The sequence below is a fragment of the Sphingobium chlorophenolicum genome, from assembly GCF_000722875.1.
Taxonomy (GTDB): Bacteria; Pseudomonadota; Alphaproteobacteria; order Sphingomonadales; family Sphingomonadaceae; genus Sphingobium; species Sphingobium chlorophenolicum.
Genome location: NZ_JFHR01000001.1, coordinates 19,830 through 33,414, shown reverse-complemented (window position 1 = coordinate 33,414; position 13,585 = coordinate 19,830). Strand labels below are relative to the sequence as shown.

At 64.0% G+C, this 13,585-nt stretch carries 14 protein-coding genes; 7 read left to right on the top strand and 7 right to left on the bottom strand.

Features of this window, described 5'->3' with window-relative positions:
* Positions 1-5: 5 nt before the first annotated feature.
* From BV95_RS00160 to BV95_RS00135, 6 genes are all read left to right on the top strand, one after another.
* The gene (locus BV95_RS00160) at positions 6-773 is read left to right on the top strand and encodes a lysophospholipid acyltransferase family protein (protein ID WP_037446201.1); all 768 of its coding nucleotides are present in this window, start codon (positions 6-8) and stop codon (positions 771-773) included.
* Positions 763-2,112: a tRNA (N6-isopentenyl adenosine(37)-C2)-methylthiotransferase MiaB gene (miaB, locus tag BV95_RS00155; protein ID WP_037446199.1), complete on the top strand. Its 1,350-nt coding sequence runs from the start codon at positions 763-765 to the stop codon at positions 2,110-2,112. Before BV95_RS00160 ends, miaB begins: the two co-directional genes overlap by 11 nt.
* Before the next feature lie 122 nt (positions 2,113-2,234).
* Positions 2,235-3,239, top strand: a complete 1,005-nt coding sequence (locus BV95_RS00150; RefSeq protein WP_037446197.1) for a PhoH family protein — start codon at positions 2,235-2,237, stop codon at positions 3,237-3,239.
* Between the two features lie 225 nt (positions 3,240-3,464).
* A complete protein-coding gene (ybeY, locus tag BV95_RS00145) occupies positions 3,465-3,965 on the top strand; it encodes an rRNA maturation RNase YbeY (protein ID WP_037446195.1) in 501 nt (166 codons plus the stop codon).
* Between the two features lie 18 nt (positions 3,966-3,983).
* Positions 3,984-4,931 carry a hemolysin family protein gene (locus BV95_RS00140; RefSeq protein WP_037446193.1) on the top strand — a complete coding sequence of 316 codons (948 nt, stop codon included), beginning with the start codon at positions 3,984-3,986 and terminating at the stop codon, positions 4,929-4,931.
* Positions 4,932-5,184: 253 nt separating this feature from the next.
* The gene (locus BV95_RS00135; RefSeq protein WP_037446191.1) at positions 5,185-6,618 is read left to right on the top strand and encodes a DUF2142 domain-containing protein; all 1,434 of its coding nucleotides are present in this window, start codon (positions 5,185-5,187) and stop codon (positions 6,616-6,618) included.
* On the opposite strand, the gene BV95_RS22875 is transcribed toward BV95_RS00135, so the two are convergent.
* The 4 genes from BV95_RS22875 to BV95_RS00120 are packed head-to-tail and all read right to left on the bottom strand — an operon-like array spanning position 6,499 to position 10,299.
* Positions 6,499-7,230, bottom strand: a complete 732-nt coding sequence (locus BV95_RS22875) for a phosphatase PAP2 family protein (protein ID WP_156028519.1) — start codon at positions 7,228-7,230, stop codon at positions 6,499-6,501. The two genes, BV95_RS00135 and BV95_RS22875, sit on opposite strands and share 120 nt — an antisense overlap.
* Positions 7,208-8,602: a dihydrolipoyl dehydrogenase gene (gene lpdA / locus BV95_RS00130; RefSeq protein WP_037446426.1), complete on the bottom strand. Its 1,395-nt coding sequence runs from the start codon at positions 8,600-8,602 to the stop codon at positions 7,208-7,210. Before lpdA ends, BV95_RS22875 begins: the two co-directional genes overlap by 23 nt.
* 27 nt (positions 8,603-8,629) lie before the next feature.
* Complete coding sequence (locus BV95_RS00125) at positions 8,630-9,037, bottom strand: acyl-CoA thioesterase (RefSeq protein ID WP_037446190.1); 408 nt, start codon at positions 9,035-9,037, stop codon at positions 8,630-8,632.
* Positions 9,037-10,299, bottom strand: a complete 1,263-nt coding sequence (locus BV95_RS00120) for a pyruvate dehydrogenase complex dihydrolipoamide acetyltransferase (RefSeq protein ID WP_037446188.1) — start codon at positions 10,297-10,299, stop codon at positions 9,037-9,039. Before BV95_RS00120 ends, BV95_RS00125 begins: the two co-directional genes overlap by 1 nt.
* Before the next feature lie 202 nt (positions 10,300-10,501).
* Here BV95_RS00120 and BV95_RS00115 point away from each other — a divergent pair, with 202 nt between their 5' ends.
* Entirely contained in the window at positions 10,502-10,957 is a 456-nt protein-coding gene (locus BV95_RS00115; protein WP_013847020.1) for a universal stress protein, read from the top strand.
* Between the two features lie 203 nt (positions 10,958-11,160).
* Here the strand turns inward: BV95_RS00115 and BV95_RS00110 are convergent, their stop codons facing one another.
* The 3 genes from BV95_RS00110 to BV95_RS00100 form a co-directional block, all read right to left on the bottom strand.
* The gene (locus BV95_RS00110) at positions 11,161-11,931 is read right to left on the bottom strand and encodes an ABC transporter permease (RefSeq protein WP_037446186.1); all 771 of its coding nucleotides are present in this window, start codon (positions 11,929-11,931) and stop codon (positions 11,161-11,163) included.
* Positions 11,928-12,860: an ABC transporter ATP-binding protein gene (locus BV95_RS00105; RefSeq protein ID WP_037446184.1), complete on the bottom strand. Its 933-nt coding sequence runs from the start codon at positions 12,858-12,860 to the stop codon at positions 11,928-11,930. Before BV95_RS00105 ends, BV95_RS00110 begins: the two co-directional genes overlap by 4 nt.
* A 65-nt stretch (positions 12,861-12,925) precedes the next feature.
* Positions 12,926-13,555, bottom strand: coding sequence for a class I SAM-dependent methyltransferase (locus tag BV95_RS00100; RefSeq protein WP_037446182.1), 630 nt, complete (start codon positions 13,553-13,555; stop codon positions 12,926-12,928).
* Positions 13,556-13,585 lie beyond the last annotated feature (30 nt).

Below are 13,585 nucleotides of genomic sequence, written 5' to 3'. Positions count from 1 at the left end.
GCGGCTTGTCCCGATTCCGCCGCATAGCGCGCATAGGAGCGCTGGCCGCCAGCCTGCTGATCTGCCTTCCCCTGCATCTGCTCTGGAGCGCCGCTGGGCGGCATTCGCCCTGGCCGCGACGCTTTCTGGGCATGGCGGCGCGATCCGTGGGGGCTCGCGTTCGGATCGAGGGGCATCCCTTTCATGGCGACAGCTTCATCATCGCCAATCATGTCAGTTGGGTCGATATATTGGCGCTGGGCGGCGCGACCGGATCGGCCTTCGTCGCGCATGACGGCATAGCGGGCTGGCCGGTCATCGGCTGGCTCGCCGCGCAGAACAACACGCTGTTCGTCGCCCGCGACCGGCGGGGTGCGCTTTCGTCACAGCTTGATGCCTTGCGGGCGGCGCTCGCGGGGCATCAACCGGTCGCGCTTTTCCCCGAAGGCACGACCAGCGACGGCTCCGGCCTGCTGCCGTTCAAGCCATCCCTGCTGGCCGTCCTGCTGCCCCCTCCCCGATCGGTGCGGATTCAACCGGTGCATATCGACTATGGCCCGGCCACCGCCGAGATTAGTTGGCATAGCGACGAACCGGCGGGCGCGAACGTCAAGAGATTGCTTGAACGCAAGGGCAGGCTGGACGTCACGCTGCGCTTTCTGGAGCCGTTCGACCCCGCCATCTGCCCGGATCGCAAGGCTTTGGCGGCGATGACGCGGCAAAGGATCGCCGCCAGCATCGCGCACTTTCACTCCGGCGCCGCGCCCTGTATAGCTGAACCGCATGAATCGTAACGACGCCCAAAAGACTCCAGCGACTTTCCACGTCAAATCCTTCGGCTGCCAGATGAACGTCTATGATGGCGAGCGCATGGCCGAGATGCTTGGGACACGCGGCATGACCGCCGCCGCGGAGGGGGCAGAGGCCGATCTGGTCATCCTGAACACCTGCCACATCCGCGAAAAGGCGGTGGACAAGGTCTATTCCGACATCGGCCGCATGACGCGGGAAGACGGCAGCCGCCCAATGATCGCCGTCGCGGGCTGCGTCGCGCAGGCTGAGGGCGGCGAGATCCAGCGGCGCGCCCGCAATGTCGACATCGTCGTCGGCCCGCAGGCCTATCACCGCCTGCCGGACCTGATCGACAAGGCGGGCCGAGGGGAGCAGGCGGTCGACACCGACATGCCGTTGGCGTCGAAATTCGCCGCCCTGCCCGGCCGCACCCAGCAGGCGCGACCCACCGCATTCCTGACGATCATGGAAGGGTGCGACAAATTCTGCACTTATTGCGTGGTTCCTTATACGCGGGGGGCGGAAATCAGCCGGACATGGTCCGCGATCCTGGATGAAGCGAAGGCGCTGGTCGATGGCGGGGTGCGGGAGATCACGCTGCTGGGCCAGAATGTCAACGCCTGGACGGGCGAGGACGGCAAGGGCCGGATGCAGGGAATGGACGGGCTGGTCCGCGAACTGGCGAAGATCGACGCGTTGAAGCGCATCCGCTACACCACCAGCCACCCCAATGACATGAGCGACGGGCTGATCGCGGCGCATGGTGACGAGCCCAAGCTGATGCCGTTTCTGCATCTGCCGGTGCAGTCGGGCAATGACCGCATATTGAAGGCGATGAACCGCAGTCACAGCACCGACAGCTATCTTCGCATTATCGAGCGAGTCCGTGAATGTCGTGGCGATATGGCGCTGTCTGGGGATTTCATTGTCGGCTTCCCTGGGGAGACTGATGCAGAGTTCGAAGATACTCTGAAGATCGTCGAGCAAGTGCGTTATGCGCAATGCTATTCTTTCAAATATAGCCCGCGTCCCGGCACCCCGGCCGCCGACATGGATCATCAGATTCCGGCCGAAGTGATGGACGAACGGCTGGCCCGCCTTCAGGCGGTGATCAACCGGCATCAGGTGGAGTTCAACGCCGCCACGGTCGGGCGCACCACCGACATCTTGCTGGAGCGCAAGGGTCGCCATCCCGGCCAGTTGATCGGCAAGACGCCGTGGCTCCAGTCCGTCCATGTCACCGCGCCGGAACTTTCCATCGGCGACATGATCGAAGTCGATATCATCAGCGCCGGCCCGAACAGTCTGGCCGGCGAACCCAGCAGGAGGAAGGCCGCTTGAACCAACTCAAAGTCGTTCCCGCGCAGTCGGGAACCCATCTCCCGGCCTGTCCGCCAGGCATAAAGGACAGGAGATGGATATCCGCCCACGCGGATATGGCTATAGGGAAGGGAGGCTGCTGAATGTCGAAGAAACCGAACCAGAACCATCGCACCGACGTTGCCGAGCGCGCCCGGCTGGAGGTCGTTTTCGACCGTCCGCATCTGCTGACCGCGCTGTTCGGCCAATATGACCAGAATCTGGTCGCCATCGAAAACCGGCTAGGCGTCTATATCGCCGCGCGCGGCAACAAGTTGCAGATCGAGGGCGAGGCAGAGGCCGCCGCCCGCGCCCGCGACGTGATGACCGGCCTCTACAACCGCATCGTCGCGGGGCAGGAAATCGACAGCGGTGCGGTGGAGGCGGTGATCGCCATGTCATCCGAACCGACGCTGGACGGCATCATCCGCCATGACGTGGCCGAACCGCCCAAGGTGATGATCCGCACGCGCAAGAAGACCATCGTTCCCCGCTCCGCGACGCAGGTGACGTATATGGAGGCGCTGACCCGCAACGACATCATCTTCGCGCTTGGCCCGGCAGGCACCGGCAAGACCTATCTGGCCGTCGCGCAGGCGGTGAGCCAGCTTATCACCGGCAGCGTCGACCGGCTGATCCTGTCACGCCCCGCGGTCGAGGCGGGCGAGCGGCTGGGCTTCTTGCCCGGCGACATGAAGGAGAAGGTCGACCCCTATCTGCGCCCGATCTACGACGCGCTGTACGACACGCTGCCCGCCGAACAGGTCGAGCGCCGCATCGCGTCGGGCGAGATCGAGATCGCCCCCCTCGCCTTCATGCGCGGGCGGACGCTGGCCAACGCCTTCATCGTGCTGGACGAAGCGCAGAACACCACCATCGCCCAGATGAAGATGTTCCTCACCCGCTTCGGCGAGGGCAGCCGCATGGTGATCTGCGGCGATCCGCGTCAGGTCGACCTGCCGCAGCCGGGCATTTCGGGGCTGGCCGACGCGGTGACGCGGCTGGAGGGGGTGGAAGGCATCTCCGTCGTGCCGTTCGGCATCGGCGACGTGGTGCGCCATCCGGTCGTCGGGCGGATCGTGCAGGCCTATGAGGGGCCGGATGCCTGAAGCTGTCGAAGGATGTTGGCGGGTGGAGCGGGGCGCCTTCGCTGGCGCTCAGGCAGGCGGAGGGGGGTGCCTTCGCTGGCGCTCAGGCAGGGGCTTCGACTTCGCTCAGCCCGAACGGAGGGGGAAAATCAGCCCGAACTGGATGAAAGCATCAGCCCGGACAGGGAAGAAAGCATCGTCCCGAACGGGAGTGAAAAAAATCGGCCCGGATGGGAATGAAAACAGATGATTGAAGTCGCCGTGCTCCATGAACAGGGCTGGCCCGATACCGACTGGGAATTGCTGGCCCAGCGGGCCGTCGTCGCGGCGATCAAGCACAGCCCCTATGCAGCCTTCGCGGCGGACGAGGCGCTGTACGAGGTCGCGGTGAAGCTGACCAGCGACGAGGAGGTCCATCAACTCAACCGCGCCTATCGGGACAAGGACAAGCCGACCAACGTCCTGTCCTTCCCGATGGTGCAGGCCGACCTGCTGGAAGCCACCGCCAACACCGACGATGGCGAGGTGATATTGGGCGATATCGTGCTGGCGGAGGGGGTTTGCGCCGCCGAAGCGGCCGAAAAGGGCATCTCCGTCGCGGATCATGCGACCCATCTGATCGTTCATGGGACTTTCCATTTGCTGGGATATGATCATATGGAGGACGCAGAGGCGGAAGCGATGGAGGCTCTTGAGACGCAATCGCTGGTCAGCCTGGGCATTTCCGATCCCTATGGGGATCGATAACAGGGATAATGAACGAACATGGCTGAAGGCAGTCCGAAGGACGGCAACGGTTCCAAGGAATCGGACAGTAGTAGCCACGAAGGCGGTTTATGGAGCGGCCTGAAGTCGCTGCTTTTCGGCGAGGAAGAAAGCCCCAGCCTGCGCCGCGAGCTGGAGGATACGCTCGACGAATATGATGAGGAGGAGCAGGATGAGGGCGCGGCACCGCCTGCCAAGGGCGACCTGTCGGCGATCGAGCGCCAGATGGTCCGCAACCTGTTGCATTTTTCCGAACATACGGTCGATGACGTGGCGGTGCCCCGCGCCGACATCGTCGCCATCGAGGAAAAGGCGAGCTTCGCCGACCTGGCCGCCCTGTTCGCGGAGGCGGGACACAGCCGTATTCCGGTCTATCGCGACACGCTCGACACCATTGTCGGCATGATCCACATCCGCGACGCCTTCGCCATATTGGCGGGCAAGGCGCCGGTGCCCGACAGTCTGGAACCGCTGATCCGCCAGCCGCTCTATGTGCCGGAAAGCATGGGGGCGCTGGACCTGCTGGCCGAAATGCGGGCTAAGCGCACCCATCTGGCCATTGTGCTGGACGAATATTCGGGGACGGAAGGGCTGCTCACCTTCGAGGATCTGGTCGAGGAAATCGTCGGCGAGGTCGAGGATGAGCATGACGAGGAGCCGGAGGCGATGCTCGTGCCGCTGGAGGGCGGGCTTTGGGAGGCCGACGCCCGCGCCGAGCTGGAGGATGTTGCCAAGGAGATCGACGGGAAGCTGGCCGATGTCGAGGAGGATGTCGACACGTTGGGCGGGCTGGCTTTCGTGATTGCGGGCCGGGTTCCGGAACCGGGCGAAATCGTCGAGCATGAGGAAAGCGGCTGGAAGCTGGAGATATTGGCCAGCGACGGACGCCGGGTCAGCCGGTTGCGGCTGCATCCGCCGGTTGGGCGGGAGGTTGAGGAGGACGGCTGAGGTTTTTTGGGGGTGTGACCTGTCCTATTCCTCCCCATCGAGAGATGGGGAGGGGGACCGGCCGAAGGCTGGTGGAGGGGAAAAGGCGCGACCTCCGAATTTCCCCTCCACCACCGCTTTCAGCGGCGGTCCCCCTCCCCACGCTTCGCGTAGGGAGGATTTGGTAGGGCCGGACACTCTTGGGAAATATTAACGGCTTGGGCCTAATCCGGCGTCTTGCGCTCCACCGCCGTGGACGGACGGGATTTGATCGATGCCATGGACGGGATGGGAAAGGCTGCTCTACGCGCTGGTTTGCGTGGCGACTTTGTTCTTTTCCTGCGTCACGCCGCCCTTTCAGGCTCCGGACGAAAATCAGCATTATATGAAGGCGCTGCTGCTGTCCGAAGGGCGTGTCCTGACGGAACGGCGGGGAGCGATAATCGGCGCGGAGTTGCCGCGTGCGGCGGTCGACCTGCATGACGTGCATTTTCCGACAGGCATGTCTTCCACGCCGCGCAGCTTCGACAAGGGGATGTTGGCGGCGGCCTGGGAGGCTGACGGTCCTCATGCCGATGCGCGGCGTTTTGCCGATTTTCCCAATGTCGCCAATTATGCGCCGACGCTTTACGCTCCGGGTGCGGTGGGATTGACCATTGGGGATGATCTGGGCTTGCCAAGGCTTGGCGCATTTTATGCAGGGCGGGTCGTCAACGCGCTGTTTTCCCTGATCCTTCTCGGCGTCGCCATTGGTCTTCTTCCCTTTGGACGGAATGCCATGTTGGCCGCCGCCCTGTTGCCGACATTTTGTTATCAGAATGGATCGCTTTCGCCTGACGCGGTGATCAATGGCCTGGGATTTCTGGGCCTTGCCCTGGCCTTGCGGGTGGGTTTCATGGGATGGACCGGCGGGCGCGGTTTTGCGCTGTATCTGGCGGCTCCGCTGCTGGCGCTGGCGAAGGGCGTCTATCTGCCGTTGATGGCGGCCGGGCTGCGCTGGCCTGAGAGGCGCCGCGATTTTCGCGCTCTGGCGATTTTGGCCGCGATGGCGCTTGGCGCACTGGCCTTCCTGTTCTGGATGAAATTTTCCGGGGGCAGTCAGGCGCTCTATCATATCGTGTCGCGCAAGACCGGCAAGACGGTCATGACCGCGCCGCTGGGCGAGCAATTGGCCGTGATCCTTCATGATCCCCTCGCCTTTCTGCATGTGCTGGCGGGCAGCGTGGCTGAACGCGCGCCGGTCTATGCGCTCCAGATCGTGGGCCGCTTCGGGTGGAACGCGATATTGTTGCCGTTGATGGCCTATCCACTGGCGTTGCTGATGCTGGGCGCGGCGGTCTTCAGCGGATCGGGCGAGCGTTTTGGCTGGGGGCAGAGGCTGTGGTGGCTTGGCATCGTCGCGGGGGTGGCGCTGTTGATCGAAACCGCCATGTATCTGACCGGGACGCCGTTGGGGGCCGATTATATCCAAGGGACGCAGGGGCGCTATTTCCTGCCGATGTTGCCGCTGGCGTTGATGGCGTTCATGCCGGAAGAACCGGTCCGGTGGGCGCGCATGCTGTTCGCCGGATCGGCGCTGCTGCTGCTGTCAATCGCCGCCGCGACCGTGTTCGACAGTTTCTGGGTCCATGGCTTCGTCACCGCCGACGGCATGCCGCCGCATAGCAGCCTGATCCGCGCCCTCGCCCTGCCCTCGCCCCGCTGGTAGCCAGACGCGGCAGAACGCCAGCCAGCCCAGCCCTTCGATCCATCCGGCGAGCACGTCGCTGGGCCAGTGGACGCCCAGCCACACGCGGCTGGTGCCGATCAGCGCAATCGCCAGCGCTGCGGCGGCATGGGCGGATCGCCGCCCCGCCAGCATCGCCAGCGCGCCGAAGAGGATCATGTTTCCCGCCGCGTGGCCGCTGGGGAAGCTGTAGCTGTGCACGATGTCGAGATGCGGCAGCAGGTCTGGCCGGGGCGCGGCGAAGACCTGTTTGAGCGCGATATTGAGCAGCGTTCCGCCGACCGTCACCCACAGCAGCCAATAGGCGCGGGTTCGGGCGCTGCTCCAGAGAAGGATGACGCAGGCGGCCAATAGGGCGAAACGCGCCGCCGTGCCGCCGATCATCGAGGCCAGTTGCATGATCCAGGTGATAGGGATGCCCGCGCTGCTTCCTCGCGCTCGTCCGGCCATTCCCATCAGGCCGATGTTCAGACACTCCAGCCATCCGTGCCGCTGCGCCAGCGCAATCGCCAGAATGCAAAAAAGCGCGAAAGCCAAAGCCCCCGCGCCTTTTGCCACGGCTTTGCGCCGATCAGATATGGAGCGCGCGCCCATAGGCCGCCAGCACGCTTTCATGCATGGATTCGGAGATGGTCGGATGCGGGAAGACCGTGTGCATCAGTTCCGCCTCGGTCGTTTCCAGCGTCTTGCCGATGGTGAAGCCCTGGATCATCTCGGTCACTTCCGCGCCCACCATATGCGCGCCCAGCAATTCGCCGGTCTTGGCGTCAAACACCGTCTTGGTGAAGCCCTCCGCCTCGCCCAGCGCAATCGCCTTACCGTTGCCGATGAAGGGGAACATGCCGACCTTCACTTCATAGCCCGCCTCCTTCGCCTTGGCTTCGGTCAGGCCGACGCTGGCGATCTGCGGGTGGCAATAAGTGCAGCCGGGGATGTTGCGCACGTCCATCGCGTGGGGATGCTGGCCCGCAATCGCCTCCGCCGCGATCACGCCCTCATGGCTCGCCTTGTGCGCCAGCCATGGTGGGGCGGTGACGTCGCCGATGGCCCAGATGCCCTCGACATTGGTCTTGCAGGCGGGGTCGGTGACGATATGGCCGCGTTCGGTCTTCACGCCTAAGGCTTCCAGACCGATATTTTCGGTGTTGGGGACGATGCCGATGGCGACGATGACATGGCTATATTCGCCGTTGACGATCTTGCCGTCCTTGCCCTTGATCGCGGCCTTCACGCCGTTGGCGGCAACCTCCAGCTTCTCCACGCCCGCGCCGGTCATGATGGTCATGCCCTGCTTCTTGAGCGCCTTTTCCAGGAAAGCGGAGACGTCCGCATCCTCGACCGGGACGACGCGGTCCATCATCTCGACCACGGTGACTTCCGCGCCCATGTCATTATAGAAGCTGGCGAATTCGATGCCGATCGCGCCGGAGCCGATGACCAGCAGCTTGCCGGGCATTTCCGGCGGGGTCATGGCGTGGCGGTAGGTCCAGACGCGCTTGCCGTCCGCCGGGGCGAAGGGCAGGTCGCGGGCGCGGGCGCCGGTGGCGACGATGATGTTCTTCGCCGTCAGTTCTTCGGTCTTGCCGTCTTTGGTGACGCTGAGCCTGCCCTTTGCGACCAGCTTGCCTTCACCCATATGGACGGTGATCTTGTTCTTCTTCATCAGGTGCGTGACGCCCTGATTGAGTTGCTTCGCGACGCCGCGAGAGCGCTTCACCACCGCTTCGATGTCGGCGCTGATCTTCTCGGCAACCAGGCCGTAATCCTTCGCATGCTGCATATAATGGTAGATTTCCGCCGAGCGCAGCAGCGCCTTGGTCGGGATGCAGCCCCAGTTGAGGCAGATGCCGCCCAGATTCTCGCGCTCGACGATGGCGGTCTTCAGGCCCAGTTGGGCGGCGCGGATCGCGGCCACATAGCCGCCGGGGCCGGAGCCCAGGACGATGACGTCGTAATTCTCAGCCATGATCAAACTCGCTTTTCTTGAAATATGTCACGCCGCCGCAGGGACGATGGGCGGCACCGAACGGGGCTGGCGATCCTCCCCTATGGCGACGAAGGTGAAGGTCGCCTTCGTCACGCGATAGGAGCGGTCGTCGTGGCGCGCGCGGCGCCACGCCTCTACGGCGATGCTCATCGACGTGCGTCCGACGGAAACCAGTTGCGCGAAGACCGACACTTCATCGCCCACGACCACGGGGCGCAGGAAGGTCATGCCCTCCACCGCTATGGTTACGGCGCGGCCGTGGCTGTGGCGGGCGGCGACGGAACCGGCGGCCGAATCCATCAGGCTCATCAGCCAGCCGCCGAAAATATCCCCATAGGGATTGGTGTCGGCGGGCATGGCGATGACGCGCACCGACGGGCTGTCCGTCGGCGGCAGTTCGTCCAGCGCGGACATCAGGCGAGCATCCCCATCGGGTTTTCGACCAGTTCCCTGAACACCTGCATCAGTCGGGCGCCGTCGGCGCCGTCGATGGCGCGGTGGTCGAAGCTGCCGGTGGCGGACATGACGGTCGCGATCTGGAGCGAGTCGTCGATCACGAAGGGCCGCTTTTCGCCCGCGCCGATCGCCAGGATCATGCCCTGGGGCGGGTTGATGACCGCCTCGAACTGCCTGATGCCGAACATGCCCATGTTGGAAAGCGAGGCGGTGCCGCCCTGATATTCCTCCGGCTTGAGCTTGCCGTCCTTGGCGCGGGCGGCGAGATCCTTCATCGCGGTGGAGATGGCGGCGACGCCCTTGCTGTCGGCTTCGGTCACGATGGGCGTGATGAGGCCGCCGGGGATGGACACGGCCACGGAGATGTCGGCGCGCTTGAACTGCAGCATCTGGTCGCCCGCGAACTGCACGTTGCATTCTGGCACCTGGATCAGCGCCACGCCCAGCGCCTTGATCAGCAGGTCGTTGACCGACAGCTTGACGTTGCGCGAGGCCAGGCCTGCGTTCAGTTCGCTGCGCAGCTTGAGCAACTTGTCGAGTTGCACGTCCACGGTCAGGTAGATGTGCGGCACCTGCTGCTTGGATTCGGTCAGGCGGCGCGCGATGGTCTTGCGCATGCCGCTGAGCTTGATGACTTCGTGCGGGATGCCGAAATCCTGCGCGGCGGCCGGGGCGGCGGCGGGAATAGTGGCGGGGGCCGAAACCCGAGCGGGGGCCGGTGCGGCGGGCGCGCTTCCTTCAAGATCGGCCTTCACGATGCGGCCGTTGGGGCCGGAACCGGATATGGTGGAAAGGTCGAGGCCCTTCGCCTCCGCAAGACGGCGGGCGAGCGGGCTGGCCTTTACGCGGTCGCCGGTGGACTTGGCGGGTGCGGCCTTGGCCGTGGGGGCCGGGGCGGGAGCAGGTGCCTCCGCCTTTGGAGGAACGGGGTCGGCCTTTGGCGCGGGGGCCGTCTTGGCGGCTTGGGCGCTATCCTCGCCCTCCTCCGCGATGATGGCGATGACGGTGCCGACCTTCACCCCTTCGGACCCTTCGGCCACCAATATCTGGGCCACGACGCCTTCGTCCACGGCTTCGAATTCCATCGTCGCCTTGTCGGTCTCAATCTCCGCCAGCAGATCGCCGGAGGAAACCCTGTCGCCCTCCTTCACCAGCCATTTCGCCAGCGTCCCTTCCTCCATGGTCGGGGACAGGGCAGGCATCTGGATCGTTTTGCTCATGGAAGAGGGCCTCTCATTTTTATCCGCTATGGGGCAATGCGCTTCGTTTCGGCGCTTTGGCGGGGCCGGTCAAGCCAAGCCTTGCGCGCAGGCCGATAATCGAACAGATTTCACCAGACTGGTTCATGACAAACCATATCGGTTCGAAAAACGATTCGTGGCATGCTGGCCGGATAGTCGCTACGCTATGAGGATGCAGGTTATGCGGACATATCTGGTTGTCGTGGACGAATCGGCGGAGGCGGAGACCGCCCTTCGCTTCGCCGCCCGGCGCGCCGCCAAGACGGCGGGCGCGATCCGCATCCTGGCGCTGATCCCGCCCGCCGAATTCGTGCAATGGGGCGGCGTGCAGGCGACGATGGAGGATGAGGCGCTGCAACGCGCCGAGGCGCTGGTGATGAGCGCGGCGGGTACGTTGACCGACGAATCGGGCATCCGCCCCAGCATCACCGTACGGCAGGGCGATCCGGTGACGGTGGTGCGGCATACGCTGGAGGAGATGGACGATGTTGCGGCGCTGGTGCTGGGCGCGGCGGCCAGCGGGCATCCGGGCGTTCTGGTGTCTCACTTCGCGGGCGCAGATGCGGGGAAGTTGCCCTGCCCGCTGATGATCATTCCCGGCGGGTTGGATGCGGATGCGATCGATCGGTTGAGTTGAACGAATTTGGATGGCGGGAGATGGCCTATAGCGGACATTAATTCCTCCCTACGCGAAGCGTGGGGAGGGGGACCGGCCGCAGGCTGGTGGAGGGGAAATGGCGTGACCTGCGTATTTCCCCTCCACCACCGCCTTTGGCGGCGGTCCCCCTCCCCATCTTTCGATGGGGAGGAATAGGATAGGTTCGCTTTTGTCGCGCCTGCCTATTTCTTGATGCGGTAGCCGGTGCGGAACATCCAGCCGATGATGGCCAGGCACAGGACCAGCATGCCCGCGACGAAGAGCAGGCTGAGTTCGATGCCCACGTCGCCGCGTCCGAAGAAGGTCCAGCGGAAGCCGGAGATCAGGTAGACGATGGGATTGAACAGGGTGATCGTCCGCCACGGTTCAGCCAGCATATGGATGGAATAGAAGGCCCCGCCCAGGAAGGTCATCGGCATGACGATCAGCATCGGGATCACCTGCAACTGTTCGAAACTCTGCGCCCAGATGCCCAGGATGAAGCCGAACAGGCAGAAGCTGATCGCGATCAGCAGCATGAACCCGATCATCGCCAGCGGATGGGCGACGGGCAGGTCCACGAACAGATGCGCGGTCAGGAAGATGATCGTGCCGACGATCAGCGACTTGGTGGCCGCCGCACCGACATAGGCGATGATCGTTTCCGCCGCCGATACCGGCGCCGACAGCAGTTCATAGATGGTGCCGGTGAATTTGGGCATGTAGATGCCGAAGCTGGCGTTGAAGATGCTTTCCGTGAACATCGACATCATGATGAGGCCGGGGACGATGAAGGCGGCATATGCTATGCCGTCGATCTGCGTCATGCGCGAACCGATCGCGCCGCCGAACACCACGAAATAGAGCGAAGTCGTGATCACCGGCACCAGCAGGCCGGTCAGCAGCGTGCGGCGGAAGCGGTGCAGTTCGAACCTGTAGATCGACCAGATGGCGCGGTAATTGAAGCCGCTCATGCCGCCTTCTCCTGATGGACCAGACTGACGAAAATGTCCTCCAGGCTGCTCTGCTGCGTATTGAGATCCTTGTAGCCGATGCCGAGGTCGCCCAGCTTGCGCAGCAGCGACGACACGCCGGTCCGCTCCGCCTGTGTGTCGAACAGATATTCGATCTCATGGCCGTCCGCCTTCAGCGCGACCTGCCATTCGGCCAGTTCCGGCGGCACGGCGGCAAGCGGTTCGGCCAGCACGACGGTCAGCGACTTCTTGCCCAGCTTTTTCATGAGGGCGGTCTTTTCTTCGACCAGGATCAATTCGCCCTTGTCGATGACGCCGACCCGGTCGGCCATCTCCTCCGCCTCCTCTATATAATGGGTGGTGAGGATGATCGTGACGCCGGTCTGGCGCAGTTCGCCGATCAGCTTCCACATGTCGCGGCGCAGTTCGACATCGACGCCCGCTGTAGGCTCGTCCAGGAACAGTATACGGGGTTCGTGGGACAGCGCCTTGGCGATCATCACGCGGCGCTTCATGCCGCCGGACAGTTCCAATATCTTGCTGTGGCGCTTGTCCCACAGCGACAGGTCGCGCAATATCTTCTCGATATAGGCGTCGTTGCGCGGCTTGCCGAACAGGCCGCGGGAGAAGGTGACGGTGTCGATCACCCGTTCGAACGCGTCGGTATGCAGTTCCTGCGGCACGAGGCCGATGGCGGAGCGCGATCCGCGATAGTCGCGGACGATGTCATGTCCCGCCACGGTGACGCTGCCGCCGGTCGCCCTGACATTGCCGCAGATGATGGAGATCATGGTGGTCTTGCCCGCGCCATTGGGGCCGAGCAGCGCGAAAATCTCGCCCTCCTCTATCTCCAGGTCGACGCCCTTGAGCGCCTGGAAACCCGAAGCATAGCTTTTGGTCAGGCCGGAAACGGTGATGATGGATGCCATGCGCGGCATTGCCCCCTTTTGCTGAGGCGCAAAGATAGGGTGCCGCCCGCGCCGTGCAACCGGCTCTATTCTCCCTTGCGGAAAAAGCGGAAGACGGTGGCGGGCGGAAAGTTGCGGACGGTCTGGCCGACGCGGACGACGTCCAGGTCCAGCGCGTCCAATATCTCGCGGTTGACCGGGGGGCGCAGGGAATAGGTGAACTGGATGAAGGCCCCGCCCGGCCGCAACATGCGGAAGCTTTCCGACAAGATGTCGGAATGCAGTTGGCGGTCCATGGCCAGCAGCGGCAGGCCGCTGATCACCGACTGATATTCGCCCGCTTCGCCAGCCGTCGCCGTGGAAACGATCTGCGCCGGGGTTTCGAGTACGGAGACATGGGGAAAATGACGCCGCAGCCCGCGCGCGAAGGCGGGATTGATCTCCACCACCTCCAGCTTTTCGGGGGGCAGTCCGGTGCGCAATATGGCACGGGTGAAGACGCCCGTGCCGCCGCCCAGTTCGATCACGCGCCCGTCGTCCGGGACGATATGTTCGACCATCAGGCGGGCGAGATAACGGCTGCTGGGCACGACCGAGGCGGTCTGGCGCGGCTTCTTCACCCAGGCGGCCAGAAAGTCCAGATATTCGGTCGCCCGCGTGCGAAATTCGCTGTTGGGCAAGGCGATCGCCCGGCTGCACTTCGTCTTATGCTGCATGAGCGAGATGCGACCATTTTGCTGTCATGG